This window comes from Mesorhizobium sp. M6A.T.Ce.TU.002.03.1.1 (assembly GCF_003997275.1).
Lineage (GTDB): Bacteria > Pseudomonadota > Alphaproteobacteria > Rhizobiales > Rhizobiaceae > Mesorhizobium > Mesorhizobium mediterraneum.
Window position 1 is genome coordinate 60,845 of record NZ_RZTI01000007.1, and the last position, 26,787, is coordinate 87,631.

29 protein-coding genes are annotated in these 26,787 nt (G+C 62.3%); 12 read left to right on the forward strand and 17 right to left on the reverse strand.

The window, feature by feature from the left end:
- Positions 1-36: 36 nt before the first annotated feature.
- The 5 genes from EOC93_RS03915 to pxpA all read right to left on the reverse strand — a co-directional run bounded on the left by EOC93_RS03915 (position 37) and on the right by pxpA (position 4,269).
- A complete protein-coding gene (locus EOC93_RS03915; RefSeq protein ID WP_127203906.1) occupies positions 37-1,008 on the reverse strand; it encodes a biotin-dependent carboxyltransferase family protein in 972 nt (323 codons plus the stop codon).
- Positions 998-1,873: a carboxyltransferase domain-containing protein gene (locus tag EOC93_RS03920; protein WP_126103558.1), complete on the reverse strand. Its 876-nt coding sequence runs from the start codon at positions 1,871-1,873 to the stop codon at positions 998-1,000. The genes EOC93_RS03915 and EOC93_RS03920 overlap by 11 nt, the downstream gene beginning before the upstream one ends.
- A 9-nt stretch (positions 1,874-1,882) precedes the next feature.
- On the reverse strand, positions 1,883-3,247 hold the full coding sequence (locus tag EOC93_RS03925; protein WP_127203907.1) for an acetyl-CoA carboxylase biotin carboxylase subunit: 1,365 nt from the start codon (positions 3,245-3,247) through the stop codon (positions 1,883-1,885).
- Complete coding sequence (locus tag EOC93_RS03930; protein ID WP_013533152.1) at positions 3,247-3,480, reverse strand: acetyl-CoA carboxylase; 234 nt, start codon at positions 3,478-3,480, stop codon at positions 3,247-3,249. The genes EOC93_RS03925 and EOC93_RS03930 overlap by 1 nt, the downstream gene beginning before the upstream one ends.
- 66 nt (positions 3,481-3,546) lie before the next feature.
- On the reverse strand, positions 3,547-4,269 hold the full coding sequence (pxpA, locus tag EOC93_RS03935; protein WP_127203926.1) for a 5-oxoprolinase subunit PxpA: 723 nt from the start codon (positions 4,267-4,269) through the stop codon (positions 3,547-3,549).
- 135 nt (positions 4,270-4,404) lie between these two features.
- Between pxpA and EOC93_RS03940 the strand changes: the two genes are divergently transcribed.
- On the forward strand, positions 4,405-5,310 hold the full coding sequence (locus EOC93_RS03940; RefSeq protein ID WP_095483669.1) for a LysR family transcriptional regulator: 906 nt from the start codon (positions 4,405-4,407) through the stop codon (positions 5,308-5,310).
- A 189-nt stretch (positions 5,311-5,499) separates the two neighbouring features.
- On the opposite strand, the gene EOC93_RS03945 is transcribed toward EOC93_RS03940, so the two are convergent.
- A complete protein-coding gene (locus EOC93_RS03945) occupies positions 5,500-6,261 on the reverse strand; it encodes an IclR family transcriptional regulator C-terminal domain-containing protein (protein ID WP_127203908.1) in 762 nt (253 codons plus the stop codon).
- A 138-nt stretch (positions 6,262-6,399) separates the two neighbouring features.
- On the opposite strand from EOC93_RS03945, the gene EOC93_RS03950 reads away from it, so the two are divergent.
- Genes EOC93_RS03950 through EOC93_RS03960 form a run of 3 tightly spaced genes read left to right on the forward strand, consistent with a single transcriptional unit; the run spans position 6,400 to position 8,066 of the window.
- On the forward strand, positions 6,400-7,131 hold the full coding sequence (locus EOC93_RS03950; protein ID WP_127203909.1) for a 3-oxoacid CoA-transferase subunit A: 732 nt from the start codon (positions 6,400-6,402) through the stop codon (positions 7,129-7,131).
- Between the two features lies 1 nt (position 7,132).
- Positions 7,133-7,804 (forward strand): 3-oxoacid CoA-transferase subunit B, encoded by a 672-nt coding sequence (locus tag EOC93_RS03955; RefSeq protein WP_127203910.1) that lies wholly within the window; start codon positions 7,133-7,135, stop codon positions 7,802-7,804.
- 1 nt (position 7,805) lies between these two features.
- The gene (locus EOC93_RS03960) at positions 7,806-8,066 is read left to right on the forward strand and encodes a hypothetical protein (protein ID WP_206532209.1); all 261 of its coding nucleotides are present in this window, start codon (positions 7,806-7,808) and stop codon (positions 8,064-8,066) included.
- 44 nt (positions 8,067-8,110) lie between these two features.
- Here EOC93_RS03960 and EOC93_RS03965 read toward each other — a convergent pair whose 3' ends face one another.
- The 7 genes from EOC93_RS03965 to EOC93_RS03995 all read right to left on the reverse strand — a co-directional run bounded on the left by EOC93_RS03965 (position 8,111) and on the right by EOC93_RS03995 (position 14,396).
- On the reverse strand, positions 8,111-9,160 hold the full coding sequence (locus EOC93_RS03965; RefSeq protein ID WP_127203911.1) for a 3-carboxy-cis,cis-muconate cycloisomerase: 1,050 nt from the start codon (positions 9,158-9,160) through the stop codon (positions 8,111-8,113).
- Entirely contained in the window at positions 9,157-9,771 is a 615-nt protein-coding gene (gene pcaG, locus EOC93_RS03970) for a protocatechuate 3,4-dioxygenase subunit alpha (RefSeq protein ID WP_127203912.1), read from the reverse strand. The genes EOC93_RS03965 and pcaG overlap by 4 nt, the downstream gene beginning before the upstream one ends.
- The gene (gene pcaH / locus EOC93_RS03975; protein ID WP_127203913.1) at positions 9,771-10,529 is read right to left on the reverse strand and encodes a protocatechuate 3,4-dioxygenase subunit beta; all 759 of its coding nucleotides are present in this window, start codon (positions 10,527-10,529) and stop codon (positions 9,771-9,773) included. The genes pcaG and pcaH overlap by 1 nt, the downstream gene beginning before the upstream one ends.
- Entirely contained in the window at positions 10,526-10,930 is a 405-nt protein-coding gene (gene pcaC, locus EOC93_RS03980; protein ID WP_127203914.1) for a 4-carboxymuconolactone decarboxylase, read from the reverse strand. Before pcaC ends, pcaH begins: the two co-directional genes overlap by 4 nt.
- Positions 10,927-11,727 carry a 3-oxoadipate enol-lactonase gene (gene pcaD / locus EOC93_RS03985; RefSeq protein WP_127203927.1) on the reverse strand — a complete coding sequence of 267 codons (801 nt, stop codon included), beginning with the start codon at positions 11,725-11,727 and terminating at the stop codon, positions 10,927-10,929. Before pcaD ends, pcaC begins: the two co-directional genes overlap by 4 nt.
- 5 nt (positions 11,728-11,732) lie before the next feature.
- A complete protein-coding gene (locus EOC93_RS03990) occupies positions 11,733-13,625 on the reverse strand; it encodes a bifunctional sugar phosphate isomerase/epimerase/4-hydroxyphenylpyruvate dioxygenase family protein (RefSeq protein WP_127203915.1) in 1,893 nt (630 codons plus the stop codon).
- An 84-nt stretch (positions 13,626-13,709) separates the two neighbouring features.
- Positions 13,710-14,396, reverse strand: coding sequence for a TetR/AcrR family transcriptional regulator (locus tag EOC93_RS03995; RefSeq protein WP_127203916.1), 687 nt, complete (start codon positions 14,394-14,396; stop codon positions 13,710-13,712).
- 178 nt (positions 14,397-14,574) lie between these two features.
- Here EOC93_RS03995 and EOC93_RS04000 point away from each other — a divergent pair, with 178 nt between their 5' ends.
- The 8 genes from EOC93_RS04000 to EOC93_RS04035 all read left to right on the forward strand — a co-directional run bounded on the left by EOC93_RS04000 (position 14,575) and on the right by EOC93_RS04035 (position 21,641).
- The gene (locus EOC93_RS04000) at positions 14,575-15,483 is read left to right on the forward strand and encodes a shikimate dehydrogenase (protein WP_126103548.1); all 909 of its coding nucleotides are present in this window, start codon (positions 14,575-14,577) and stop codon (positions 15,481-15,483) included.
- A 48-nt stretch (positions 15,484-15,531) separates the two neighbouring features.
- Positions 15,532-16,518 (forward strand): TRAP transporter substrate-binding protein DctP, encoded by a 987-nt coding sequence (gene dctP, locus EOC93_RS04005; RefSeq protein WP_127203917.1) that lies wholly within the window; start codon positions 15,532-15,534, stop codon positions 16,516-16,518.
- Between the two features lie 91 nt (positions 16,519-16,609).
- Entirely contained in the window at positions 16,610-17,116 is a 507-nt protein-coding gene (locus EOC93_RS04010) for a TRAP transporter small permease subunit (RefSeq protein WP_348627361.1), read from the forward strand.
- Positions 17,113-18,414, forward strand: a complete 1,302-nt coding sequence (locus EOC93_RS04015; protein WP_095483683.1) for a TRAP transporter large permease — start codon at positions 17,113-17,115, stop codon at positions 18,412-18,414. The genes EOC93_RS04010 and EOC93_RS04015 overlap by 4 nt, the downstream gene beginning before the upstream one ends.
- Positions 18,415-18,418: 4 nt before the next feature.
- On the forward strand, positions 18,419-18,853 hold the full coding sequence (locus tag EOC93_RS04020) for a type II 3-dehydroquinate dehydratase (RefSeq protein ID WP_127203918.1): 435 nt from the start codon (positions 18,419-18,421) through the stop codon (positions 18,851-18,853).
- 173 nt (positions 18,854-19,026) lie between these two features.
- Positions 19,027-19,782, forward strand: a complete 756-nt coding sequence (locus tag EOC93_RS04025) for a cyclase family protein (protein ID WP_158302519.1) — start codon at positions 19,027-19,029, stop codon at positions 19,780-19,782.
- A 71-nt stretch (positions 19,783-19,853) separates the two neighbouring features.
- Positions 19,854-20,120, forward strand: a complete 267-nt coding sequence (locus EOC93_RS04030) for a hypothetical protein (protein ID WP_127203919.1) — start codon at positions 19,854-19,856, stop codon at positions 20,118-20,120.
- A gap of 174 nt (positions 20,121-20,294) precedes the next feature.
- A complete protein-coding gene (locus tag EOC93_RS04035) occupies positions 20,295-21,641 on the forward strand; it encodes an FAD-binding oxidoreductase (protein WP_127203920.1) in 1,347 nt (448 codons plus the stop codon).
- Between the two features lie 72 nt (positions 21,642-21,713).
- Here EOC93_RS04035 and EOC93_RS04040 read toward each other — a convergent pair whose 3' ends face one another.
- The 4 genes from EOC93_RS04040 to EOC93_RS04055 form a co-directional block, all read right to left on the reverse strand.
- Complete coding sequence (locus EOC93_RS04040; RefSeq protein ID WP_127203921.1) at positions 21,714-23,225, reverse strand: amidohydrolase; 1,512 nt, start codon at positions 23,223-23,225, stop codon at positions 21,714-21,716.
- A 68-nt stretch (positions 23,226-23,293) separates the two neighbouring features.
- Complete coding sequence (locus tag EOC93_RS04045; RefSeq protein ID WP_095483689.1) at positions 23,294-24,187, reverse strand: ABC transporter permease; 894 nt, start codon at positions 24,185-24,187, stop codon at positions 23,294-23,296.
- The gene (locus tag EOC93_RS04050; protein ID WP_095483690.1) at positions 24,172-25,218 is read right to left on the reverse strand and encodes an ABC transporter permease; all 1,047 of its coding nucleotides are present in this window, start codon (positions 25,216-25,218) and stop codon (positions 24,172-24,174) included. The genes EOC93_RS04045 and EOC93_RS04050 overlap by 16 nt, the downstream gene beginning before the upstream one ends.
- Positions 25,215-26,780 (reverse strand): ATP-binding cassette domain-containing protein, encoded by a 1,566-nt coding sequence (locus EOC93_RS04055; protein WP_126103542.1) that lies wholly within the window; start codon positions 26,778-26,780, stop codon positions 25,215-25,217. The genes EOC93_RS04050 and EOC93_RS04055 overlap by 4 nt, the downstream gene beginning before the upstream one ends.
- Positions 26,781-26,787 lie beyond the last annotated feature (7 nt).

Consider the following 26,787-nt stretch of genomic DNA (forward strand, 5'->3'; position numbering starts at 1 on the left):
CTCCGGCTCCTCTGCCGGCATTTTTCCCGGCTGACGTCAGCCGGCCAGATGCCTTTCAGCAAGCGCCAGCGCGGCGCGCTGTTCGGTTCGCGCGGCAAGCGCGTCTTCCAGCGTCACCGGAACGAAGCGCGCCGGGGTGTGCGGCTGGAGCTGGGCGATCAGGTCCATGTCGGCCGATATTACCACGCCCAGCATCATGTACCCGCCACCCGAAACTGCGTCCCGGTGAAGAACGATCGGCTCTGTGCCACTCGGCACCTGGACGGATCCATAAGGATAGCAGGCATCGACGATGTTCGAGGGGTCGGAGCCTGCACCGAAAGGCTGCTCGCGCTCAACGAACTCCAGCGCCGTTCCGCCACGGAAGCGATAGCCGATGCGGTCAGCTTCGGGCGCGACCTTCCAGGTTTCCTCAAAGAACCGGTTGCCGGCAGCTTCAGTGATCCGATGCCAGTACATGCCGGGCAGCATTCTGAGTTCCGCCAAACTACTCCGCGCGCGGCGCAGATTTGCAGGCAGCGAAAGACCGGCTTTGCCGGAACCTTCGCCGACGGGAAGCTCATCGCCCGCCTTCAGCGTGCGGCCCTGATGGCCGCCGAGTGCGCCCAGAATGTAAGTTGAGCGCGAACCGAGAACCACCGGTACGTCGATGCCGCCGGAGACGGCCAGATAAGCGCGCGCGCCGCCCTTGAGGAAGCCAAAGGAAAGCCGGTCACCCGCCTTCACCGGAAAACTTTCCCAGGTCGGCCGTTCCTCGCCATTAAGTTTGGGTGGGAGGTCTCCTCCCGTGACGGCGATGATTGCGGATTGGGTGAATTCGAGTTCGGGGCCCATGAAGGTGGCTTCGAGCACCGCAGCATCCGGATCGTTGCCGACAAGCAGGTTTGCGATGCGTGTGGCAAAGCGGTCCATGCCGCCGCCTTCGGGAATGCCAACATGATAGTGGCCTGGTCGGCCAAGGTCCTGCACGGAAGTGGACAGGCCGGGAGAGATTACCTTAACGGCCATTGATAAGCTCCATCAGCTTTGCATTGGTGCCGTAAATATCGCTGTTGAAGTCCTTTAGGCTGAAGGTGCACTCGCGAACCGTCGGCTGCCACCGATTGGCTTCGATTTCCTCCAGCGTGGCGTCGTAGTCATCGCGGCCAATGGCCTTGAACTTGACGATGTCGCCTGGCTTGAACAGGCACATGTCATCGGAGAGGTAGCGCACCTTCCTGGTCGGGTCGTAGATCGGGGCCGGGGTTATGCCATACATCTGGTAGCCGCCAGCGCCGCGCACCGAATAGATCGCTGCAAAGCAGCCGCCATGGCCAATGGTGAGCTTGGGAGTGTCGGTGCGTGGACGCAAGTATTTCGGCGCCTGAATCTGTTTCTTGCGCTCAACCATCTGGTACAGGAAGGGCAGTCCAGCGACGAAGCCGACCATGGATACGAACCAGGGCTGGCCGGAATAGGCAGCGATAAACTCTTCCACCGTGGCGTAGCCGTTGATGCGTGCCGAATATTCAAGATCGGTGGAGGACGGGTCCTGATGGCGCTCGCGGAAGCGCAAGCAGGTTTCACGCGTCCACGGATCCTGGAAATAAACCGGCAGTTCGATGATCCGGGTCTTCAGCACCGGGTCCGCCTTTGAGGCCGCCTCTTCCATCGACTTCAGTTCGCTGAGCAAATCCTGGGGCTTGACGATGTCGGGGTTGAAGCGAATCTGGAAGCTGGCGTTGGCTGGGCAGATCTCGGTGACACCTCGGATGCCTGCCGTACGCACCGCGTTGGTCATCGAAAGGCCGGTAAAGAAGGAGGTGAGCGACATTTCCTCGGACACCTCGCCGAAGATATGTTCGTCACCGCCGAAGTTGAATCGTATCGACATCGATCCTCCTTAACCCGCCAATGCTGCGGCGTTTTCGATGAGCCAGCCTTCCAGCCAGCGGGTATGCACGTCTCCCGCCCGCACCGCCGGATCGGCGGCCAGCGCAAGAAACAGCGGCTTGGTGGTATTGAGCCCGCCGATCTTCAACTCGTTGAGCGCGCGGATCAGGCGCACTATCGCCGCCTCGCGCGTCTCTGCATGCACGATCAGCTTGGCAAGCAGCGAGTCATAAAAGGGCGGCACCTGATAGCCTTGGTAGAGCATGGAATCGAAGCGTACGCCCGGACCGCCGGGAATGCGAAGCTCGGCCACCTGCCCGGGGAATGGAGCGAACTCCTTCGCCGGGTCTTCGGCATTGAGCCGGACTTCGATCGCATGCCCCTTGACGGAGACATCGCCTTGCCGAATCCGCAGCTTCTCGCCGCCGGCGACGCGAAGCATCTCCGCAACGAGGTCGATGCCGGTGATCGCCTCGGTGACCGGGTGCTCAACCTGGATACGGGTGTTCATCTCGATGAAGTAAAAGCGGTCTGCTTCATCGTCATAAAGATACTCCACCGTGCCGGCACCAGAGTATTTGACCGCCTTGGCCAAAGCGACCGCCGAAGCGCAGAGCTCCTCGCGCAGCCTGTCGGAAAGTGCGCGCGACGGCGCCTCCTCCCAAACCTTCTGGCGTCGCCGCTGCAGCGAGCACTCCCGCTCGTAGCAGTGGATGGCATCGCTTCCGTCTGACAGTACCTGCACTTCGATATGGCGGGCCTTGCCGATCACCTTTTCCATGTAGAGACCACCGTCGCCAAAGGCGGCGAGAGCTTCTGCTTCGGCCTGAGGAAAGGCTTGTTCGAACTCTGCGAGCGAGTTCGCAATGCGGATGCCCCGCCCGCCGCCGCCCGCCGCAGCCTTGATCATCACCGGAAAACCGGTTTCGGTCAGCACCTCGTGGCCAGCCTTGAGGCCCTCGACCCGGCCAGCCGAGCCAGGCACCACAGGGACACCTGCAGCGGCAGCGGCCGATCGCGCCGAGACCTTGTCTCCCATCATCCGGATCGCATCTCCCGACGGGCCGACGAAGACCAATCCAGCGCCTGTGACCGCGTCGGAAAACGCGGCATTCTCGGCAAGGAAACCATAGCCAGGATGAACGCTGTCGCAACCGGTGTCGCGGGCAGCCTTCAGAATTGCTTCGACGTTGAGATAGGACTTCTTTGCTGCCGGTGGGCCGATGTTGACCGCTTCGTCTGCAAGCTGGACGTGGAGCGATCCCGCGTCTGCGGCCGAGTACACCGCCACGGTGGCGATGCCCAGATCTTGTGCGGCCCGGATGATCCTGACCGCTATCTCGCCCCGGTTGGCAACCAGAAGCTTTTTCAGCATCAGTCGAGATCCGCAATAGGTGCGCCGGCCATGATGGGGTCCTCATTGTCGGCAATGAAGCGGATGTTCGTACCGGCCGTCTCGGCCCTCACTTCATGGAACGACTTCATCACTTCGATGAGACCGATTACGTCTCCGGCAGAAACCGCGTCGCCATCCGCCTTGTAGGGCGGCTGGTCTGGCGAAGCGCTCCGATAAAAAGTGCCGGGAAGAGGCGAAAGGATCTGGGCCATAAAAAGCTCCGGAAAACTGCTGACAGGCTAATTTGTAACCGCCTGCGCGGGCGGTTTCGGTCGACTTCAGTGCCAAGGGGCGATTGCAGTGCGCACGGCCCTGGCTATTTCGATGGCGTTCGGCGTATCGGAATGCACGCAGATGGTTTCGCAGCGCACAGGGAAGAAACTGCCGTCCTCTGCCGTGCCCTCACCCTCGCTGATGGCGCGCACGCAACGCTCGGCCATCTCTGCGGGGTCCTTGGCGTCATGAACGCGTGTCAGAATCAGCTTGCCGGAGGCATCGTAGTCGAGATCGGCATAGAACTCGGCGACGAATGGGATACCGCGCTCTTGATAGATCTTCTCGTGCAGGGTGCCCGTCATGCCGAAGAGGGGTACGCCGAAAACCTCTGCCGCGTCGCACACGCCATGGGCGACGGCCTCCTGCTGCATGGCCATGAAGTAAAGGCTGCCATGCGGCTTTATATGGTGGAGTTCCACACCCTCGGCCTTGAGGAAGCCGGCAAGCGCTCCCACCTGGTAAACGATGGTGTTCCTGACTTCGTCGCGGGTCATCCGCATCTCGCGCCGTCCGAAACCCTGAATGTCCGGTAAGCCTGGATGGGCGCCGATCTTTACGCCACTCGCCTTGGCGCTGCGGACGGCGGCGTGCATGTGATCTGGATCGGAAGCGTGAAAACCACAGGCGACATTGGCAACGTCGATGATCGGCATCATGCCCACATCATCACCAACCTTGTAGAGGCCAAAGCTTTCGCCCATGTCGCAGTTTAGCGTCACCGCCATCGCATTGTTACCCCTCGAAGCTGCCGTCTTTGCGGCGTTGCAGCATTTTTTGCGCATGCGCGGGCATTTGTGAAATAGTAGTTTATTGATTGTCATATCAAAAAAACAGATAATGGTTCTGGGCCGGAGCGCACCATGACCATCACCTTGAAACAGCTTGATTATTTTATCGCGACCGCCGAGAGCGGACAGGTCAGTCATGCCGCGGTGGAACTCAACATCTCACAATCGGCGGTCACTGCGGCGATAAAGACGCTTGAGGCTGACCTGGGCGTACGGCTTTTGGAGCGTAACCACGCTGGCGTAAGATTGACGATGGAGGGCGCGCGGTTTCTTGAACATGCGCGTGTTATCACCGGGGCGGTCGCAGCCGCCGTCCGAAGCCCGTTGCGCGATAGGAAAGGCCTGGCGGGCAAGCTGCGGCTGGGCATGACCTACACGGTCGTCGGCTACTACATGTCGCGCCACTACGCGCGGTTTCGAAAGACCTATCCCGAGATCGAGGTCGAGGTGCTGGAACTGCCCCGAGACGCTCTCGAAAGCGGCTTGATGTGCGGGGACATCGACATGGCCGTGATGCTGGTGTCCAACCTGGAGCACACCGAGGAATTGGCGCAGGAGGTCTTGATGCGGTCGAACCGCCGGCTCTGGCTTTCGGCTGATCATCATCTGCTCGCGCGGCAGGAAATCAGCCTCGCCGATGTAGCGGCGGAAGATTATGTCATGCTGACGGTGGACGAGGCACGCACGACGGCCGCCCGTTACTGGGATGCCGCGGGCCTTTCGCTCCGCGCCGTCCTTACCACCAGTTCGGTCGAGGCCGTGCGGTCGCTCGTGGCTGCCGGCATGGGGGTCACTGTCCTGTCCGACATGGTTTACCGCCCCTGGTCCTTGGAGGGGCAGCGCATCGAAGTGCGCGGGCTTGTCGAGCCGATCCCCACTATGGATGTCGGCCTGGCCTGGTCGCGTGACAGACCAATCGACCCGGCGGCGGCGGCCTTCCGGGCCTTCATGTCCGTGACCATGGGCGGCGGCGGCTAACCGCCGGCCCGTCAGACAGACGCTCTACCTCAGGCTCGCTGGTTGGACAGCGGATGGTCGTGAAATAGTCCGCGACGATCGCGTCCTTCTGGGAGCGGCTTCCCACTGGCGAGCCACGCTACAGGCGTCGCGAGTTGGTTCCGCGCCCGCCGGCGCGGTCGTCCGGGCTGAACCATTGCGCGACCATGTTCAGCGTAGGATTTCCTGCATTCTCGAGCTGACGGTCTGAAGCGCCGGGAGATAGCGCGCTGCGAGCTCTTCGATCGGCTCGCTGCGGGCCGGCAACCCGAGATTGACGGCAGCGACGATGACACGGCGTGCCGTCACCAGGGGAACCGCGATGGAGCGGAGGCCGATCTCGACCTCTTGGTCGATGACGGCATAGCCTTCTGCCCGAACGCGAGCCAGCTCGGCCATGACCGCCTCGGGCTCCGTAAGCGTATGCGGGGTGCGGCGGGGCAGGGGGACGGAACCGAGCCGCTCCCGCGCCTGGGCCTCGGGCAGGGCGGCGAGCAGCACACGGCCCATCGAGGTGCAATAGGCCGGCAGGCGCGAGCCGGGCATCAACGTGATCGACATCACCTTTCGCTGCGCCGCGCGGGCGACATAGACGATCTCGGCGCCATCGAGGATCGAGACCGAGGAGCTTTCCCCGATCTCGTCGGACAACTGGTCGAGCAGCGGCTGCACGAGTTGCGGCAGCGGCATGGTGGCGAGGCAAGCCGTGCCCAGCCGCAGCACGCGCGGGGTCAGCGTGAAGAACTTCCCGTCATAATCGGCATAGCCGAGATGTGCGAGCGTCAGCAGGCACCGCCGTGTCGTCGCCCGATCTAGCCCGGTGGCCGCCGCGACCTTGGAGATCGACTGGCGCGGGTGGTTGGGGCTGAACGTCTCGATCACAGCCAGGCCCTTGGCGAGGCCGCCCATCAGGTCGCGTTCGGTGACGGTCATGCTGCTTCTTACCTCAATCTTGAGCGATATGCGAACAAATGCATCATATCGCACAAGCTGAATGGACGGAAGCTCGGGCCGGGCCTATCCCTCGCTTTGCCGCAGGCGTTTTGTGCCACGGAACTGAGAGGAACTCGGATGGACAAGACAGTCGCAGACCCCGCCACGGCGGTGGCGGGGATCGGAGACGGCATGACCGTGATGATCGGAGGCTTTGGGGGGGCGGGGTCGCCCATCGAGTTGATCCACGCGCTCATCGACCGTTTCCGCGCCACGGGGCACCCGAAGGACCTGACGATCATCAACAACAATGCGGGCAACGGCCATGTCGGCCTCGCCGCGCTGATCGGGGCCGGGATGGTGAAGAAGCTGATCTGCTCCTTCCCGCGCTCTGCTGATCCGGTGGTGTTCACCGATCTCTATCTGTCCGGGAAGATCGAGCTGGAGCTGGTGCCGCAGGGCACGCTTGCCGAGCGCATCCGCGCGGGTGGGGCAGGAATCCCGGCCTTCTATACGCCGACGTCCTACGGAACGGATCTCGCGAAGGGCAAGCCGGTCGCTGAATTCGACGGACGGTGCTATGTGCAGGAACGCTGGCTGAAGTGCGATGTAGCGCTCGTGAAGGCGGAGATTGCAGACGCCCATGGCAATCTCACCTATCGGGCGGCCGCGAGGAACTTCAATCCGCTGATGTGCATGGCGGCGGCGGAGACCGTCGTGCAGGCGACGCGGATCGTGCCGGAGGGAGGGATCGACCCCGAAATCGTCATCACCCCCGGCATCTTCGTCCAGAAGGTGGTCGCGGTCGCCCATCCGCGGCAGGAAGAAGATCTGAACCGCGCGAACGCCGTCTATCCGGAAATTGCCTGAGATGATTGTGAAGCTGACCAACAACCAGATCGCCTGGCGCGCCGCGCAGGACATTCAGGACGGCGCCTATGTCAATCTCGGCATCGGCTTTCCCGAGAAGGTGGCGCAGTATCAGCCGCCCGGTCGGGAGGCGATCTTTCACACCGAAAACGGCATCCTGAGCTTCGGCGAGCCTCCGCCGAAAGGCGAAGAGGACTGGGATCTAATCAATGCCGGCAAGAAGGCGGTGACGCTGAAGCCTGGCGCCGCGTTCTTCCACCACGCGGACAGCTTCGCCATGGTGCGGGGCGGCCATCTGGATGTGGCGATCCTCGGCGCCTATGAGGTAGCCGAGAGTGGCGACCTCGCCAACTGGTCGACAGGGCCAAATGGGGTGCCGGCGGTAGGCGGCGCGATGGACCTCGTCCATGGTGCCCGGCGCGTTGCGGTGATTACCGATCACGTGACGAAAGACGGCAAGCCGAAGCTTCTGAGGCGCTGCACCCTGCCTCTGACCGGCGTCGGCTGCGTGACGCGCGTCTATACCTCGCTTGCGGTGATCGACATCGAGGGCGGGCGCTTCGTCCTGCGCGAGAAGCTGCCCGCATTGTCCCTCGATGATCTGCAGGCCGTCACTGGCGCCGAATTGCTGGTGACCGGCACTGTTGCCGACCTGATCGTCCCGGAACTCTAGGATGACGGACGTTTTCATTGGCGACTATATCCGCACGCCGATCGGCCGCTTTGGCGGGGCACTCTCTTCGGTACGGGCCGACGTTCTCGGCGCCATTCCGCTCAAGGCGTTGCTAGCGCGCAACGGTGGCGTCGATTGGGAGGCCGTGGACGATGTAATCTTCGGCTGCGCCAATCAGGCGGGCGAAGACAATCGCAACGTGGCGCGAGCATTTTGCAGCCAAGTGGAATCAATTGGCGTCGCAGAAATGCAGCTAAAATAAATATATAGAGCGGGATGTCCAGTTTAATTTGAATGCATCCCGCTCTAGGCTCCGATCGCCGTAATGTTGCTCAGCAGCCTGTCCGCGACACAGGTCGATGCTCCAGCCGCCATGAGCATCTGCGGCAGGATCAACCATTCCAGCGTCCAGGCGGCGCCAGAGCGCTCCTGCTCGTGGACGAGCGCATGATGCGTCCCGGAGAGCTGGACGGCGTTGTAGCGGGCGAGCGTCACCAGCATCTCGGCATCGATGGGATTGCGCTTGTGCGCCATGGCCGACGATGAACCGCCGCCCGCCAGTTGCAGCTCGTCGCCTGCCTGCGCCATCAGCGCAATGTCCTGCCCGAACTTGCCGAGGCCGCCCGTCACAAGCGACAGCCAGTTGGCCAGCTCAGCGATGCGGTCGCGCTGGCTGTGCCATTGCGGCGCGTCGCCGAGGCTCAGCCGCTCGGCCACCGCGGCACGGACGGCGGCTCCCTTGTCTGCGAACTTCTCGAGTGTCCCGACGGCGCCGCCGAACTGGATGACGAGAACCGATCTTCGCATCGATTGAAGCCGCTCGTGGTGGCGCACGAGCGGTTCGCGCCAGCTTGTGACGCGGTCGGCTACGGAAATCGGGATCGCTGCCTGCATTCGGGTTCGGGCCATCAGCGGGCGATCGCCAAACCGATGACCGAGATCGGCAAAGGCGACCACCAGTGCCGAAAGCCGTTCTTCCAACAGGTCGATACAGGTGCGAATTCGCAGGATCATGGCCGTGTCGATCACGTCCTGGCTGGTCGCACCGAAATGCACATGCTCCGAATGCGGCTCTCCCACAGCATGCCTGATCTGCCGCACGAGCTCCGGCACCATGACGCCGTCGCGCGCCGTTCCGTCCCTCAGGGCCGAAATGTCCGGCCGGAAGTTGTCGAGGACGCGTCCGATTGCGCTTGCTGCAGCCGCCGGGACGATGCCGAGTGCGCCTTCTGCGTCGGCGAGCGCCTTCTCGAATTGCAGCATCGTCGCAAGTTCGGCCTCGACGCCGAGCAGCGTCGCCATCTTCTCATCGCCGAGAAGCCCGGACAGGAGGGGACTGTCGAATGCTGCGATCATATGTCGAAGAAGACCGTCTCGTTCATGCCCTGAAGATGAATGTCGAACTTATAGATGTCGCCATCGCGCGGCGCGACCAGCGTTGACACGCGCTCTCTTTGCTCAATACGCATCAGGACGGGATCCTCGGCGTTGGCCGTTTCCTCGTCGCCGAAATACATGCGGGTGTGAAGGCCAATGTTGATGCCACGCGCGACGATCCAGACCGTCAAATGCGGCGCCATCTTGCGGCCGTCAAAAAAGGGCACGCGACCGGGTTTGATGGTCTCGAACATGCATTCGCCCGTCGTCATGTCGGTGGGCAGCCGGCCCCAGCCGGTAAAATTCGGGTCGGCGGAGCCGCGCAGATCCGAGGGCGAATTGTAGATGCCGGCGGCGTCCGCCTGCCAGATCTCCACAAGCGCGTCTTTCAGCGGCGAGCCGGCGCCGTCGATCACCCGGATGTTGACCCTGATGCGCTCGCCCTTGGTCTTGTCGTTGACCATCGCGGCGCCAAGGTCGCGTTCATAGATGCCCGAGATGCCGGCAAAGTCGGGCGTCAGCCCTATATGGACGTAAGGTCCCGCAGTCTGCGAGGCGCTTTCCTTCAGCCGGCTGAGACCCTGGACCATCAGCTGCCCTCAATGCGGTTTTCGAACAGCGTCGAGCGGCGGCCGCGCAGCACGATGTCGAATTTGTATGCCCGCGCATCCATCGGCATCGTTGCCTCCATGTCGAGCGCGGCGGTGAGGCCTTCAATAGCGCGGCGGTCGTTGATGGTCCGCACGATCGGGCACCTCCAGATCATCGGGTCGCCCTCGAAATACATCTGGGTGATCAAGCGCTGCGCGAAGCCGTGCCCGAAGATCGAGAAATGGATGTGGGCTGGACGCCAGTCGTTGGGTCCGTTGGGCCAGGGATATGGCCCCGGCTGGACTGTGCGGAAACAATAGGAGCCATCCTCGCCGGTGATGGTGCGGCCGCAGCCGCCGAAGTTCGGATCGAGCGGCGCGAGATAGGTTTCCTTCTTGTGTCGGTAGCGTCCGCCTGCGTTGGCCTGCCATATCTCCAGCAGCGCACCGGCGACGCCAATGCCGCGCTCATCGAGTACGCGGCCATAGACGAGGATGCGCGGCCCGATCGCGCTTTCGCCCGGCCCGGCAAAATTGTATATGAGGTCATTGTCCAGCTCACCGAGAATATTGTGGCCGAAGACCGGCCCCGTAAGCTCCGACAGGGTGTTGTCGAGGGAAAGAAGCGGCCGTTGCGGCGAGCGCAGCACCGAAGTCTTGTAGGCTGGCGTGAAGGCCGGCGGATGCCAGTTGCGGTCGCGCTGAAAGAAGGCGCCGAGTTCCGGCGTGCGGTTGGCGGGAAAGCGCGACTTGGTCATGATTTGCCGGCTTGAGCATCCATTTCGTCGAACGTCTTTCTGGCGATCTTCATCGCGTGATTTGCCGCCGGCACGCCGGCATAGATTGCCACATGCAGCAGCGCCTCGCGTATGTCGTCGCGCGTCGCCGCGGTATTGACGCTGGCGCGGATATGCATCGCGACTTCTTCGTCCTGCTTCAGCGCGGCGAGCAGCGCGATGGTGATCATAGAACGCTCGCGCTTGGTGATGTTCGGCCGTGACCAGACGTGGCTCCATGCAGCCTCCGTGATCAGTTCCTGGAAAGGAATGTCAAATTCGGTCTTGGCCGCCTCTGCGCGGTCGACATGGGCGTCACCCAGCACCGAACGGCGCGTCGTCATCCCTTCGACGTATCGGGCGCCGTGTTGTGGCTTGCTCATTCGCGCTCCCTTCGCATGTCGTTCAGGAAGCCACGGATCAGCCCTGCGAGCCTTCCCGGCTGCTCGACGCATGGGATGTGGCCCGCACCGGCGATGACCTCGAACCGTGAGGCGGGGATTGAGAGGGCCAGCGATTCCACCAGTTCAGGCGGCGTCGATCCGTCTTGATCGCCGACAATGCAGAGTGTCGGCACATTAATCGCGGCGGTCGTAGCGGTCAAATCGGCGTCGCGGATAGCTGCGCAGGCAGCAGCGTAGCCGGCCGGATCCTGGCGCGTCAGCATCGTTTTATACCCTGCCAGTTCCTCGCCGCGATTCTTATGGAAATCCGGTGTGAACCATTTTCGCATCACGTCGTCGGCAAAGCTCGCGATGCCCTCCGACAGCGCCGCGTTGATGCGCCCGTTCCACATCTCGGCCGTGCCGATTTTCGCTGCCGTATCGCAAAGGATCAACCCCTCGATCAAATCCGGCCGCGTCTTGTAAAGGCATTGCGCAATGACGCCGCCGATCGAAAGCCCGCAGATCACAGCGCGTTTTGCGCCAAGATGGTCGAGCAGCCCTGCAAGGTCCGTCGCATGGGTCTCGATTGTTTGCGGCGCGTCACCCAGTTCGCTCAGACCGTGTCCGCGCTTGTCAAATGCAACGAACGTGCAGTCGTTGGCGAGCCTTCGCTCGACCTCGTTCCAGATGCGCATATCCGTGCCGAGCGAGTTCGCGAAGACGACCGTCGGCCTGCCAGCTGCGGGACGATACCGATAGTGGATCGTCGCGTCGTTGATGCGAGCAAAGTTTATACCGGTCATATCTTTGGCATTCCTTTGGGCCGCATCAGCCGCTTTTGCGCGGCGATGCGGAATGGTGCGTTCGGCGCACCATATCCTGCATACGCGCCGCGCCGTTCAACAAACTCGATAATGAACCCCTCTCCGAATGTCGGCGCATAGAGCTGAAAAAATTCGCCGTTGTCGTCGCGGTCATAAAGAATATTGGCTGAGCGCAACCGATCGGCGACCTCCGGATCCAAACCGAAGCGCGCCTCTATGTCGTCGTAGTAGTTCATCGATATCTGAAGCGGTTCGAAGCCGTTGGCCTGCAGCTTCGCCGCCGTCGCAAAGATGTCATCGGTCGCGAGTGCGAAATGCTGGACGCCGGAACCAAAGGTTTCGGCGATGAAATGGCCAGCCAGGGTGCGGTGACTCTCGGCGCCGTTCAGCGTGAGGCGGAAGCGCTTGTCCAGACCTTCGATCACCTGGCTGCGCACGAGGCCGGCCGGATCGACGATGTCGACCATAGGGGTCTTGGTCGTCCTGAAGATCGAGACATAGAACAGCAGCCAGCTCGGCATCTCCTCCTGTGCCATGGTCTGCCCGACATGATCGATGCGGGTGAGGCCGACGCCATTGCCGGAACTTGTCGGCATGACCGGCGTGAACTCTATGTCCCAGACCTTCGCCAGGTCGGTCTTGGCGTCGAGGAAGTAGATCAGCCCGCCACCGACGCCGCGGATCGCCGGGATCGACAGCTCGCCAGGGCCGACCCGCTGGTGAAAGATCTCCGCGCCCAGCGCCTCGGCGCGCGCAACCGAGGCGGCGGCGTCCTCGACCTTCAGGCCCATCGCATATGCCGATGTGCCATGGACAACAAAGGAAGAATGGGCGAAGCCCTGCCGCTCCGTATTGATGACAATATTGATCTCGCCCTGGCGGTAGAGCGTGACGTCCTTCGAGACGTGTCGACCGGCCTCGACAAAGCCGAGCATGCGCAACAGCGATCCAAGCTGTCCGGCGTCCGGGCGATCGGCCGCGAACTCGATGAACTCGACCCCTCCAACCCAGATGCGGTCGGGCATGGGCGGGATAGCCACGTCAAGTGCCGGTTCTTCACGCCGCACCTGATCCATCAACCACACTAGCGAACGCCGTCCGTCGACGGAGATCGCCTTTGCCGACCCGCCACGGAACTGGTCGTTGAAAATCTCGAGCGACAGATAGCCATCATAACCGGTTGCCGCGACCGCCTGCATGAACTGTCGCACCGGCAGATCGCCTTCGCCTGGCATGTTGCGGAAGTGCCGGCTCCAATAGAGCAAGTCCATTTCGATCAACGGCGCGTCGGCGAGTTGGACAATGAAGATCTTGTCGGCGGGTATCGAACGGATGGAGCCGAGCTCAATCCTGCGGGCTAGCGTGTGGAAAGAATCGAGAACCAGCCCGATGTTCGGATGCGCAGTCCTGCGCACGATTTCCCACGCATCGCGATGATCGTTGACGTGACGCCCCCAGGCCAATGCCTCGTAGCCGACGCGCAGGCCGCGCTTGGCGGCGCGCTCGCCAAGCTCGTGAAAGTCCATGGCCGCCCGGTCGATCCCGCCAAGCGAGACCGGCGACACCGACGAGCATACCAGCATCAGGTCGGTGCCGAGTTCCTGCATGGCGTCGAACTTGCGCTCGGCACGGTCGAAAGCGCGGCTACGCTGGGGCTCCGGCAAACCCTCGAAGTCCCTGAACGGCTGGAAGAGCGTTATGGTCAAACCTGCGTCATCAGCCATTCGGCCGACGTCGCGCGGTGAGCCGTCAAAGGCGAGGAAATCGTTCTCGAAGATTTCAACACCGTCGAAACCCGCGGCGGAAATTGCCGCGAATTTCTCCGCCAGGTCACCGGCGATCGACACCGTCGCGATCGAAGTCTTCAAACGCGCCTCCTCCCTGGTTGTTATGAACGAACCAGTTCGTACATAATTAAGGCAACGCTGGCAGCACCGCAAGTTTTGGCGCGCTTAGCGTTCTGCGGAAGCTTCGTCCTTCGCGACAAAACGCAACAGCATCTCCACGCTGTTGCGTTTGAGCCGCTCGAGTTGTGCCGGCGCGCCGAAGTCGCGTCCGAAGATCATCGAAAAGGTGGCGCGATTGGAAACGTTGAAGAAGCACAGCGCGCTTACCTGCCAATGGAGTTCGACCGCGTCGAGTCCCGGCCGAAAGACCCCCTCTTCGACACCGCGTGAATAGATGCGAGAGATATGGTCGATCGCAGTCACGTTCAAATCGCGGATCGCATCCGATTGTTCGAGGTATTGGCCGTGATGGATGTTCTCGATCATCACCATGCGGATGAATTCCTCGTGTCGGTGATGGTGGTCGAACGTGAACTCCACTAGGCGCGTCAGTGCCGCCACGGGGGGCAAACCTTCGATATCGAGTTGGGCCTCGCCCTCGCGTACCTGGCGATACGCGTTCTCGAGCGCGCGCAGGTAGAGGCCCTCTTTGTCACCAAAGTAGTAGTAGATCATGCGCTTGCTGAAGCGTGTGCGCGCCGCAATCTCGTCTATGCGCGCGCCCGACAAGCCGTTGAGGGCAAACTCCTTGGAGGCGATCTCCAGGATGTTGCGGCGCGTGCCCTCAGGGTCCTGGATACGCGTCGTGCTCGCGTCCTGCTTCGTCTTTCGTTCCTTCTTGATAACGGCCATGCAGTTTGAGTTCCCGCCCCGGCGCCAGCCGGCAATTGACTAAACTAACCAGTTAGTACATCATTCGCAAATCGCGAGGGACTTATTTACCGGCGCGTTTGTCGTGAACACAAGGGCGATCCAAGAATTGCCGCAGTTGGGCTAGGAAGGCGGCCCGCACAGGGAGGAATCTCGGGAGATGGGCGACAGCCTTGTCGACCTCCTTTGCCGTCTTGCGGACGAGCACAAGAGCGCTGCTAGCGGCGACAGCGAAAAGGTCGTGATTGGCCTTGTCGGACGCGGCATTCAGTCCTCGCGCACTCCCGGCATGCATGAGCGTGAAGCCCGGCGCCTTGGCATCGGCTATTCGTACCTTTTGCTCGATTTCGACAGGCTCGGATTTCCGGACGCGGCGATCGGCGACTTGATCGCGGCGGCGCAAATTGCGGGCTTTCAGGGCCTCAACGTCACTCATCCGTTTAAACAGGCTGTTATTCCCGTCCTCGATGCGCTGTCGCCCGAAGCGCGCGCGATAGGCGCGGTGAATACGATCGTGTTCGCTGGCGGACGCAAGGAAGGCCACAACACCGACGGCTGGGGTTTCGCGGAGAGTTTTCGCGAAGCGATGACAGGCGCATCGATGGGCAGTGTCGCCATGTTCGGCGCCGGCGGAGCGGGCGCCGCAGTCGCAAACGCGCTGATGGAGATGGGCGTTGGCCGGCTGTTCGTCGTCGACAGCCAACCCGATCGCGCCTCGGATCTTGCGTCGCGCATGGGCGCCTTGTTCGGCGGCCGCGTCGAGGCGTGGCCGGACCCGGCCGCAGCGGTGCGCATGGCAAACGGCATCGTCAACACGACCCCGGTGGGCATGGCGAAATACCCCGGAACACCGTTCGACACGGCTCTTCTGACGGCCGAAAAATGGGTCGCCGACATAGTCTATTTTCCGATGGAAACGGAGTTGTTGATCGCGGCCCGTAAGATCGGCTGCAGAACGCTGCCGGGCATCGGCATGGCGATCTATCAGGCCGTCCGCGCGTTCGAGCTCTTCACCGGGCGCAAGGCCGACCGCCGCGCCATGGCAGATCACTTCGAGGCCGCCGCATGAACTCAATGACGCCTATAGCCGCATGAAGACCACTGGGAGGAAATCGACATGAAAGCTGAAATGAACCGACGCATGTTTATGATCGCTGCCGGCGCATTTGCCGCCGGAACCGCTGTCCCCGCCTTCGCGCAGGACAAACCAAAGCTGCGTTTCTCGGCCGTGTTCTCGGAACAGGACATCCGGGCTGAGATGATGAAAATGTTCGCTGACGCCATCAAGGACGACTTTGCTTTCGAGGGCTACTACGGCGGCAACCTGTTCAAGCAGGGCACCGAGCTTGTCGCCATCCAGCGCGGCAACCTCGAAATGGGCAACATCGCCCCGCAGGACATCTCCAAGCAGATTCCGGCCTGGTCTATCGTCACCGCCGGCTACCTGTTCCGCGACGCCGCGCATCTCAAGGCCTTCTTTGCCAGCGACGCCGGCGCGGAGCTGAAGAAGATGACCGAGGACCAACTCGGCGTGAGGGTGCTCGGCCCCACCTATTTCGGCCTGCGTCAGGTCGGCCTGAAGCCCGATAAGGAAATCAAGACTCCCGCCGACTTGGCCGGCGTCAAGCTGCGCATGCCGGGTGGCGACGCCTGGCAATTCCTCGGCCAGGCGCTCGGCGCGAATCCTACGCCGATGGCCTACGCAGAGGTCTATACTGGCCTGCAGACAGGAGCGATCGATGGGCAGGACAACCCTCTGCCCAACGTCGAGAACATGAAGTTCTACGAGGTCATGTCGCAGATCGTGCTCACCTCGCACCTTGTCGGTTTCGACCTTCTCAGCATCTCGAAAAAATTGTGGGACGAGATGGGGGCCGAGAAGCAGGCAAAGATCCAGGCCGCGGCGGACAAGGCGATCGACTTCTCGACAGAAAAACACCTGACGCGCGAGAAGGAACTCGTTGAAACATTCAAGGGCAAAGGCCTGAAGATCTACGAGCCCGACGTCGCTGCATTCCGCAAGCACGTGCAGGAGCAATATCTTGCCTCTGACCTCGCCAAGGAATGGCCGGCCGGGATGATCGACAAGATCAACGCGCTTTGACGCGACAAAACTCGCCAGCCGGTCCGCTTGTGACCGGCTGGCCCAAACTCGTTTAGCCAGACGACGCCAGGGAGGCATGATGAACCCGGGATTGAGAAAGGTCGGCGGCTGGCTATACCGGCGCGCCGAGAACGCCATCGCCATCGCAATCGGCGCCATGTTCGCCGCGTTTCTTCTGCAGGTTGCTTTTCGTTACCTTCTCAACTGGCCGACCGGCTGGAGCAACGAGCTCACCGTCGTGCTCTGGATTTGGGTTGTGCTGTTCGGCGCAGCGTTCGTCGTTCGTGAGGAAGAGGAAATCCGTTTTGATCTCCTCTATGCCGCAGTCGGTCCGAACATAAGGCGAGCGATGACGCTCGCCTTCGCGATCGCTCTCGTCGCGCTCTATGGCTGGTCCTTTCCGGCCGTCTTCGACTATGTGACCTTCATGAAGGTCGAGAGCACCGCCTACCTCAAGATACGCTTCGACTGGCTGTTCTCGATCTACCTCGTCTTCGTGGTCGCCGTGATTGCCCGCTACCTATGGCTCGCGTGGCGTGCTCTCCGGGGCGAAGCGCCGGCGGAATTTGACCCGACGAAAGCGAGTTCCGGCGTATGAGCCTCGCGAGTCCCTTTTCGCTGTCGGTCGTTGCGATCACAGCGCTGGCCCTGCTTGGCCTGCCGATCGGTCACTCGATGATCGCCGGGTCGATCCTCTATCTCTGGCTAGCAGGGCTCGACATGGGCACGTCCGCCGAGCAGCTCCTCAACGGGCTCTACACGAGCTACATTCTGCTTGCCGTGCCGATGTTCATTCTCGCCGCGGAGTTGATGAACGCCGGAACAATGACCGACCGGCTGCTGCAATTCTGCAACGCTGTCGTCGGCCGTTTCCGCGGCGGCCTGGCGCAGGTCAACGTGCTGCAGTCGATCATCTTCGCCGGCATGTCCGGCTCGGCCATTGCCGACGCCGCGGGCACCGGCAAGATGATGCAGCAGCTCATGACCAAGGATGGCAAGTACCCGGCGAGCTATGCCGCTGCGCTGACAGCCGTCACCTCCGTGATCGGCCCGATCATTCCTCCGTCAATTCCGCTGGTCATCTATGCGCTGATCTCGGATGCATCCATCGGCTACCTCTTCATTGCGGGTATCGTGCCGGGCCTTCTTCTCGCCCTGTCGCAGATGATCATCGTCGCCATCGATGCGCGCCGGAAGAACTTTCCGGTCGAGAAGCCGGTGCCGCTCAGGGAATTTCCGGGGATCACCTTGCGAGCGTTTCCGGCGCTGATGCTGCCGGTCGTTCTGCTGGTCGGCATAAGGGGCGGCGTGATGACCCCGACCGAGGCTGCGGCGGTCGCCGCCGGCTACGCGCTGCTCATCTCGGTCGCGATCTATCGCAGCGTGACGCCGGTTCAGCTCTACCATGCGCTTCTCAACAGCGCCCGCACCACGGCCTCGATCGGCATGCTCATCGCCGGCGCCCTGGTGTTCAACTACGTTGTCACGGTTGAGAACATTCCGCAGTCCCTGTCGGTGATCCTGCAGTCCTGGGATCTTTCGCCGATGGGTTTCCTGATCCTCGTCAACATCCTGCTGCTGATCCTGGGCTGCGTGCTGGAGGGCACGACTATTCTGCTGGTGATCGTGCCGGTGCTGATTCCGACGGCGAAGGCGCTCGGTGTCGACATGGTGCATTTCGGCGTGATGGTCGTCGTCAACATCATGCTCGGCCTCGTCACCCCGCCATACGGGTTGCTGCTGTTCATCATGACCCGCATCGCAGAGGTGCCGCTGCGCGACCTGGTGCATGACGTAATGCCGTTTCTCTACGCCATGATTGCCGCCCTGATGCTGATCACCTTCTTCCCATCGCTGGTGCTGTGGCTGCCGCGCCTGCTGGGCTATCAAGGATAGGACCATGACCAAGCCAATCTTCGTTCTCAACGGTCCAAACCTCAATCGCTTGGGCAGCCGCGAGCCGGAAATCTACGGGACGACGACGCTTGCCGAGATCGAGACGATGTGCCGGAAGGCAGCAGACGGGCTTCCAGTCCGCTTTCACCAGTCGAACTTCGAGGGCGAGATCGTCGGCTGGATCCACGAGGCGATCGACGAGGGCGACGGCATCATCATCAACCCGGCGGGCTTCTCGTTCACCTCGATTGCCATCCTAGACGCACTCAAGATGTTTCCTGGACCGATCGTTGAGCTCCACATTTCCAACATCCACCGACGCGAGGAAATCTATCACAAATCGCTCGTCTCGACGGTGGCGACGGCGGTCATCGCCGGTTTGGGGCCGCGAGGATACGCCACCGCGGTCAATTCGCTGAAGCACCTGATGGAAGGTTAGGTAAGGCCACAGGCAAGGCGTGAAATCCGCAGCGGGAATATACTAACTGGATAGTACGACAATCGTCTCGTCAAGATCGCCAATGGGAAGGAAAAAACATGTGCCCTCCGGGATGCCTGCATTCAATCTGTGAGAAAGCCACACGTAGAGGTCTTCTCAAAACCGGCTTCACTTTGGGCCTCGGCGCCGCCGCCGCGGCGTTTCCTGGCACGCCACAAGCCCAGGCCGCTCCAACGAGCTTCAGCGAGACGGTCGACCTTTCGCACGCGCTCTATGAAGGGTTTCCGACCTTTAGCGGCGAGAAATGGTTCACCGTCGAGCATTTGGTCACCTTCGCAAAGGACAAGGTGAACCTGAACCGCTGGACGATCGTCGAACACAGTGGCACCCATATGGACGCGCCCATCCATTTTTCTGCCGATGGCTTGACGGCCGATCTGATTCCCATCTCCGACCTGATCGTGCCTGTCGCAGTCATCAATATTGCTTCGCGGGCGGCCGAGAATGCGGACACATCTCTCACCCCCGACGATATCAAAGCGTGGGAGGCAAAAAACGGGCCTCTTCCGGAGGGATGCTGTGTGGTGATGAATTCCGGATGGCACAAGCTTCTGGACGATCCAAAGTTCACCGGCAATGACGGCGAGAAGAGAAATCATACCCCCGGCTTTCACGTCGAGACTGCGCAATTCCTGATAGGCGAGCGAAATGTTAAGGGCATTGGAGTCGACACCCTCTCCCTCGACACGGGGCTTAATTCGGGCGGGGCATTTCCCGTCCACTACGAATGGCTTGGAAGCGGTCGCTGGGGCGTCGAGTGCCTTGCAAATCTAGACGCGATTCCTGAAGTCGGGGCGCGTCTCTTCCTTGGGATTCCGAAGGTGAGAGGCGCGACCGGCGGGCCGACTCGGGTGATCGCGCTTCTCTAGATCCACCCGGTGGCGACTGCGGTAAAAGACGATCTGCGGGCTTGAGAGCCGTTTGAAAAATCGAGGGCTGGATGGCCCAGATCGCCAAGAAGACCAAGCGCAATCACCACGGACTCCTCTGCGCGCACGAGTATGACGACGTCTTCGCCGCTTCCATCAACGAGCCCGAGGCGACGGCTATCTTCGCCAACGGATTGGAGCGTGCGGGTATTGGGCGGCGCGACCAGAAGGTGCCGTCGGTCGGTTCGGAGGATCGGGCAGTTCGGGCTGAGCGGCGCAAAGGCCGCGATGCTCTTTCTCGGGTCCGGCCCCGACTGGCCACGGGTCCGTCCTCCTGAATATGACTTCCGCGACGAACTGATTCCGGTGGGTATCCGGATATTCTCGGAGACGCTGGCGGCCTGTCTGGATAACAGCTGAATGCGATCGTCTGCGATGTCCTGCCGACCGATGCCGCCGGCAGAAGTGTGCGGATAAGGTGTCGATGTGACCAAGAGAAAGACAGGCTGCCATTGACAACCTTCCCGTTCAGCGAAGCCACCCCGGTGCAGTTTCAGGCGCTGTTGCCGAAGACATCCGATGTCGTGATCGTTGGCGGAGGCATCATCGGCGTGATGACGGCACTGTTTCTGGCGCGACGGAACATCTCGGTCACGCTTGTCGAGAAGGGCCGCATCGCGGCCGAGCAGTCATCGCGCAACTGGGGTTGGATCCGGCAGCAAGGCCGCGACGCTGACGAACTGCCGATCATGATCGAAGCGCGCCAACTCTGGCAGCAACTTGCCGAAGAGTGCGGCGAGGATATCGGTCTGAGGCAGACCGGGATCACATACCTTGCGCGGACCGACACGGAGATGGCCGCGTTTGCTGCGTTCGTGCGGATCGCCGGCGCACACGGTGTCGACACACGCCTCCTCGACCCGAATGAGGTCGTGGATCTGATCCCCGCCATGTCGCGGCGCTACAAGGGCGGAATGATAACCCCGTCGGACATGCGGGCCGAGCCTTGGGTTGCCGTGCCGGCGATCGCTCGCCTGGCCGCCCGGGAAGGCGTCACGATCATCGAGAATTGCGCGGCGCGGATGCTTGACCGATCCGGCGGTCGGATCAGCGGCGTCTGGACCGAAAGGGGCCACATCGCTACCTCGAATGTTCTCGTCGCCAGCGGCGCGTGGACGTCGCTCTTCCTGCGCGCGCATGGCATCTCGATCCCGCAGCTCAGCGTCAGGTCGACCGTCGCCGCGACCGAGCCGATGCCCGAGATCTATGCGGGGGCAGCCACCGACGAATACATCGCCTTCCGGCGGCGGCAGGATGGCGGCTATACGCTCGCGTCGGGCGGTGCCAGCCAGCTCTATGTCGGCCCGGACGCATTCCGGCATGCGATCAAATACGTTCCCGCCTTGAGGGCAAATCCCCTGGGCACGCGATACCTGCCGGCGGCGCCAATGGGATATCCGGATGCCTGGTCGACGCCGCGCAAGTGGGACGCGACCCAGGAAAGTCCGTTCGAGCGGATGCGCATCCTGAACCCCGCTCCCGAATCCTCCGGGCTCCGCTCGATCGAGCGCGGGTTCAGGGAGCTTTTCCCTCAGGTCAAGGACGTGCGGCTGAAGGCGAGCTGGGCGGGCATGATCGATGCGATGCCGGACGTGGTGCCCATCGTCGACCGCGTAGCCGAGATTCCAGGCCTCGTCGTTGCGACCGGGATGAGCGGCCACGGCTTCGGCATCGGACCCGGTATAGGCCGCGTCGTGTCGGACCTGATCCAGGGTAACGAGATTGGCCACAACCTCAATCGGTTCCGCATATCGCGATTCAGCGACGGCAGCCCGATCCGATTGGGGCCAGCCCTGTAGCCCCCATGCCGATCATGACGACGGAGCTTGAGGCATGTCGCCGGCGATATGATGGTGCCTGCTACGCAAGGCTCATGCGCTTTGATTTCCGGCATAGCGGTTCATCCCGATGTCCTTCGACGTGGCGCGCCGATGGATTTCCGCCATGGCGGAGTGGAACACCGCGTTCCGTGTCTCCAGTTCGGCGTGCGCGGCGAGGTGCGCCGGGACAAGCTCACGGATCTCGGCCAGTATGGCTGCTTCGTCGATCGTTTGCAGGCGGCCGTCATGGACGACGATCTGCCCCGCTATCATCACCGCTTCGATGGAAGAACCGTTCTCGGCATAGACGAGATGCTTGGCGATATCGTTGAGCGGGGTGAAGCTGAGGGTGGTGAGATCGAGGATCAGCAGATCAGCGGCCTTGCCGACTTCGAGCGAACCGGTGACATTCTCCAGCATGGCACTGCGTGCGCCGCCGATCGTCGCCATGGTCAGGATTTCGTCAGCACGGACCCACTGGTCATAATCCGGGCCGGAAACACTGTGGATCAGCCCGGCCACCCGCATGACGTCGAAGATGCGCGCCGTGTCGTTCGACGACATGCCATCGGTCCCGAGACCAACGGTTATGCCTGCATTCATCAGGCGGCGAATGGGAGCAATGCCGGCGCCGAGCTTCTGGTTGGAAATGGCATTGTGGGCAACGGAGCACCCTGCCTCGCCCATCGTCGCGATGTCCTTGTCGCTCACCCAGACGGAATGGGCGATCGTCGTGTTGCGCGACAGCACGCCGAGATCGCTCATATAGCCGATCAGGCTCTTGCCGTAGACTTCATGGCCGGTCACGGCCTGTGTCTTGGTTTCCAGGATATGCGTGTGTAGCGGCACGCCCATGTCAACGGCGAGTGCATGGCAGGCTTGCAGCAAGTCCGGGGTACAGCGTTGCGGCGCTGACGGTGCGATCATGAAATTGAGCCGGCCGGCCCTGCCATGCAGCGACGCGAAGGCGGAACGGCAGTAGTCCATATAGGCGTCGGTCGACATCGGCGGCCCGAAATCGAGCTTCTGCTGCAGGTGGAGCGGCATCACCTCGCGGGCGTAGGGCAGGGCGTCCAGCGCATGCACGTTCATGGCCGCGCTCGACACATTGGCGCGGATGCCCGCGTCCTCATAGGCCCTGAAGACGGCTGACTGCCGTGAGAGGTCGTGCGCAGGCGGATCGAAGAAGTCGTCGCATATCGTCGTGACGCCGCTGCGCAGCGATTCCATCGCGAGGAGAAGGCTGCGCAGGTAGAGAAGTCGCTCGTCGACGACAGGGCCCATCAGCAGGGGGTAGGCGTAGAGAAGCCAGAGCTCTAGCGGCATGCCTTCATATCGGCCGCGAAAGAAGGTTTCGCCCGAATGGGCATGGGCATTGACGAGGCCCGGCATTACCAGCCGGTTTTGGCCGTCGATTAAGGTGGCATCCGGCGCAGCCACGAGGTTCTGTCCGACGGCAGAGATGCGGCCGTCCTCGATAAGAATGTCGCCTTGGAACGGCTTGCTTCCGTTCCGGGCGCACATCGTCAAAAGGGTGGCGTTCTTGATCAGTGTCTGGGGCATGGGCATGTCCTGCTCGTGTCGCGCTGTACGCGCCCGGCTGCCGGTCCGGTGCGATGCCAGCCTGGTGTCTATTGGTCGCGCAGCTCACCGAAGCCGCTGGCGGCCTTGGTGCCGCCGCGCAGCTGCGTGCTGAGCCAGATGCCGAGAACGGTGGCTATGTAAGGCAAGGCGAGCAGCAGATCGTGCGGGACGCGGTCGCCGAAGGCGAGCTGCGCCCTGATGCCGAGCGCACCAACGACGGCGAAGAACACGGCTGCCAGAGTCGCGCCAATTGGATGACCCGCGCCGAATATGACGGCGGCAAATCCCATGAAGCCGCGGCCGGCTGTCATGTTCTGCGCAAAGATCTGAAGGCTCCCCGCAGCAAGCTCAGCGCCGGCGAGCGCGCAAAGCACGCCGCCGGTCATCAGCGCGACGAGGCGCATTGCCGCTGGATTGACACCCACACCGCGCGCGGCAAAGGGATGCTCGCCCGATGCCGCCAGACGCAGGCCGAAACGGGTTCGCCGCAAGACAACCCACATCGCGAAGACGATCGCCGGCATCATGACGACGAGGATCGAAAGCGACCCGAACGCCCCGAAGGCGGGTCCTATGCGCGGCAGGCCGAAGGGTGCGCTCACTGCGGCCTGCGTTCCAAAAATCGACTGCACGGCAAGCGCGGTTCCTCCGAGGCCGAGCCCTGTAAGCCCGAGGCCGGCAATGATCTGGTTGGCCTTGAGCTTCTCCACCACGAACCAGAACAGGATTGAGCCGAGGACGCACGCCGTGATCGCACCGAAAAGCGCGATCCAAATCGATTGCGTAAGCACGATGCCGAGGATCGTTGCGCATGCGCCGGTAATCATCAGGCCTTCGAGGCCGAGATGCCAGATGCCGGCTCGCTGGGCGATGACGCCGGCAAGGGTCACGTAGATCAGCGGAGTGCCCGACCGCAGGATGGCGATTACGAAGTCTTCCATATCCGTCCTCCGAGTTTTGCTATCCGGTCGACGGCGCTGGATTTCGCGGTGATGAACAGAGCAATGGCTGCGTTGATGATGTCGATTGCCGACGACGGCAGGCCGGCCATGATCGGCAGGTAGAGGGCGGCGGACGCTAGCCCACCGAAGAACAGCGACACGATAGCCGTGCCGACGACCGAGAAGTTGGCGACGAGTGCGATCAGGATTGCGGTGAAGCCGTGGCCCGGCAGGAAACCGCCGGTCAGTCGTCCGTTGGGGCCCATGAACTCTATCGTGCCGGCAAGACCGGCGAGCGCGCCGCTGAGCAGGAAACTTGCGAGCCCGATGCGCCATGTCTTCGCGCCCTGCCACTCGACCATCGTCGGATTGCGACCGGCAAGGCCAGAGAGCACGCCGAAGGCGGTTCTGTTGACCAGAAACCACATTGCCAGGCCGACCAGAACGGCGATGGCGATGATCGTCGGAGACAATCCGAGCGAGTCGCTGATCCGGTAAGCGCTGTCGAGCGGGCGGCTTGACGCCTGCTGCCCGGTGCCCGATGGGTCCTTGAGCGGTCCGGCCGTCACATAAAGCAGCACCAGACCGGCAATGAAATTGCCCATAAGCGTGGTGATCACCTCGTCCGCGCCGGATTTCAGCCGCAGGAGCCCGGGCCAGAAAGCCCACAACGCACCACCCGACATGCCGGCGAAGAAGCAGGCGGTCATGAGGATCGGCGCCGGTGCGCCGTCAAGCCATTCGGCCATGAACGCGGCCGCGATGGCTCCCATGTAGAACTGGCCCTGGGCGCCGATGTTGAAGTAGCCCGCCCGGAAGGAGACGGCCACGCCGACAGCCGTGATGAACAGGGGAAGCCCCCAACGAAGTGCCTGTTGCAGGGCGCCGGGTCTGAGGAAAGCGCCATCGGCGATCGACTGGAACATCAGGGGCGCCGAATAGCCGGCGGCCTGAAAGATAACCCCGCAAAGCGCAAGGGCGATCAGGATGAAGATCAGCGCGCGGAAAACGGAGACGAACCGATCGATCATCCGAGCACTCCTGTCATGGCTGCGCCGACGGCTGTGATGTCATAGGGTGGACGGAACTCGGCGACGATGCGCCCGGACAGCATGACAACGACGCGGTCCGAGATATCGAAGATCTCGTCGAGATCCGAAGAGATGAACAGCAGGCCGCAACCGCGCGCCCGCGCATCGAGCATCGATTGCCATACGAACGACGTTGCGCCGATATCGAGACCTCGCGTGGGCTGCGCCGCAAGAATAAGGCGGGCGTTTTCGTCCATCTCACGCGACAGGATCACCTTCTGGGCGTTCCCGCCCGATAGCGAGCCGGCCCGCTGACCGACATCGGAATAGCGGACATCCCATTGCTTGAGGGCGGTATCGCATTGCTTGCGCAGAGCAGAGGGGCTGATGGCGGACAGGAGCGGTCTCTGAAGGAGACCGCGCGCCGACCAGTTTTCCCAAAGAGAGCTGGTCAGGCTAAGGCCTTCGACATTCCGTTCGAAGGGAATGACGCGCAGTCCGGCCGCTCGTCGTGCAGCGAGTGGTGCGCGGGTCACGTCCATCCTGTCGATGGAGATATCGCCGCTGACGACATCAGCCAGTGCCGAGATCGCGCGCACAAGCGTTCTCTGCCCGTTGCCCTCGACGCCGGCCACGCCGACGATTTCCCCGGGGCGAACCTCGAGGCTGATCTCGTCGAGCGCCGGGCCTTCGGGATCGCGCCGCGTGGAAACGGCGCGCATCTTGAGGACCGGGGCGGCAGCATCGGTGTCCGCAACATGCTGTTCGGCATGGGTGATCACTGCTGCGCCTGTCAAAGCCGCCTTGTCGTCCGAGCTGAGGTTGCGGGCGGCGGCTGGCCCGATGATAAGCTCGGCCAGCCGATCCGCATCAATCCCGTCGCAGGACAGCGGTCCGTCGACGAGCTTTCCGCCGCGCAGAACCGTCACCGTATCCGCAATCGCCAGAACCTCCCGTATCTTGTGCAGGATGAGGATGACCGTGACGCCGCGCTCCTTGAGACGTCGGACCCGATCGAAAAGCTTCTCAGCGCCTTCGGGAGACAGGACCGCGGTCGGCTCATCCAGGATGAGGAGCTTCGCATCCGAGACGAGGGCTCTGGCGATTTCAACACTCTGCTGGGTTTCCACCGGCAGGTCGCGGATACGCTGCTTGGCCTTCACCTTCACATGGAGCGCATCGAGATGATGCTGCCACCGCTTTTCGAGGGCTGCCTTTGTGAATAGCCCTCCACCTTCCGCGCCGAACTGCATGGCTTCGGCAACCGTGAAAGAGGGGGGAAGGGCAAAACTCTGGTGGACGAGTTCGACGCCCGAACGCCGGGCATCCCTCACGTTTCCACCCGCAAGCGGGCGGCCGTCGATTTTGAGCTCGCCCGATGCAGGGCGCACGAGACCGGCCAGGACTCGGGCAAAAGTCGTCTTGCCCGCGCCGTTTTGGCCGACCACGGCGTGGATCATGCCCCGTTCGAAGACTGCTCCGACATCGGAGAGCGCGACAATGTGACCGTAGCGCACGGTCACATTGCGGCATTCAAATATGGGGGATCTGTCCTCGGTCACCGCAGCA

Excerpts from the sequence above, each read along its gene's own strand:
- EOC93_RS03930 (WP_013533152.1), bottom strand. The coding sequence starts at position 3,480 with ATGGCCCAGATCCTTTCGCCTCTTCCCGGCACTTTTTATCGGAGCGCT.
- EOC93_RS03945 (WP_127203908.1), bottom strand. The coding sequence starts at position 6,261 with ATGACCGTCACCGAACGCGACCTGATGGGCGGCCTCGCCAAGGGCCTG.
- EOC93_RS03940 (WP_095483669.1), top strand. The coding sequence starts at position 4,405 with ATGACCATCACCTTGAAACAGCTTGATTATTTTATCGCGACCGCCGAG.
- EOC93_RS03915 (WP_127203906.1), bottom strand. The coding sequence starts at position 1,008 with ATGGCCGTTAAGGTAATCTCTCCCGGCCTGTCCACTTCCGTGCAGGAC.
- EOC93_RS04015 (WP_095483683.1), top strand. The coding sequence starts at position 17,113 with ATGAGCCTCGCGAGTCCCTTTTCGCTGTCGGTCGTTGCGATCACAGCG.
- EOC93_RS03995 (WP_127203916.1), bottom strand. The coding sequence starts at position 14,396 with ATGGCCGTTATCAAGAAGGAACGAAAGACGAAGCAGGACGCGAGCACG.
- EOC93_RS03955 (WP_127203910.1), top strand. The coding sequence starts at position 7,133 with ATGATTGTGAAGCTGACCAACAACCAGATCGCCTGGCGCGCCGCGCAG.
- pcaH (WP_127203913.1), bottom strand. The coding sequence starts at position 10,529 with ATGACCAAGTCGCGCTTTCCCGCCAACCGCACGCCGGAACTCGGCGCC.
- EOC93_RS03920 (WP_126103558.1), bottom strand. The coding sequence starts at position 1,873 with ATGTCGATACGATTCAACTTCGGCGGTGACGAACATATCTTCGGCGAG.
- EOC93_RS03925 (WP_127203907.1), bottom strand. The coding sequence starts at position 3,247 with ATGCTGAAAAAGCTTCTGGTTGCCAACCGGGGCGAGATAGCGGTCAGG.
- EOC93_RS03965 (WP_127203911.1), bottom strand. The coding sequence starts at position 9,160 with ATGATCGCAGCATTCGACAGTCCCCTCCTGTCCGGGCTTCTCGGCGAT.
- EOC93_RS04040 (WP_127203921.1), bottom strand. The coding sequence starts at position 23,225 with ATGCCCCAGACACTGATCAAGAACGCCACCCTTTTGACGATGTGCGCC.
- EOC93_RS04020 (WP_127203918.1), top strand. The coding sequence starts at position 18,419 with ATGACCAAGCCAATCTTCGTTCTCAACGGTCCAAACCTCAATCGCTTG.
- dctP (WP_127203917.1), top strand. The coding sequence starts at position 15,532 with ATGAAAGCTGAAATGAACCGACGCATGTTTATGATCGCTGCCGGCGCA.
- EOC93_RS04030 (WP_127203919.1), top strand. The coding sequence starts at position 19,854 with ATGGCCCAGATCGCCAAGAAGACCAAGCGCAATCACCACGGACTCCTC.
- EOC93_RS03960 (WP_206532209.1), top strand. The coding sequence starts at position 7,806 with ATGACGGACGTTTTCATTGGCGACTATATCCGCACGCCGATCGGCCGC.
- pcaC (WP_127203914.1), bottom strand. The coding sequence starts at position 10,930 with ATGAGCAAGCCACAACACGGCGCCCGATACGTCGAAGGGATGACGACG.
- EOC93_RS04050 (WP_095483690.1), bottom strand. The coding sequence starts at position 25,218 with ATGATCGATCGGTTCGTCTCCGTTTTCCGCGCGCTGATCTTCATCCTG.
- pxpA (WP_127203926.1), bottom strand. The coding sequence starts at position 4,269 with ATGGCGGTGACGCTAAACTGCGACATGGGCGAAAGCTTTGGCCTCTAC.
- EOC93_RS04045 (WP_095483689.1), bottom strand. The coding sequence starts at position 24,187 with ATGGAAGACTTCGTAATCGCCATCCTGCGGTCGGGCACTCCGCTGATC.
- pcaG (WP_127203912.1), bottom strand. The coding sequence starts at position 9,771 with ATGGTCCAGGGTCTCAGCCGGCTGAAGGAAAGCGCCTCGCAGACTGCG.
- EOC93_RS04000 (WP_126103548.1), top strand. The coding sequence starts at position 14,575 with ATGGGCGACAGCCTTGTCGACCTCCTTTGCCGTCTTGCGGACGAGCAC.
- EOC93_RS03950 (WP_127203909.1), top strand. The coding sequence starts at position 6,400 with ATGGACAAGACAGTCGCAGACCCCGCCACGGCGGTGGCGGGGATCGGA.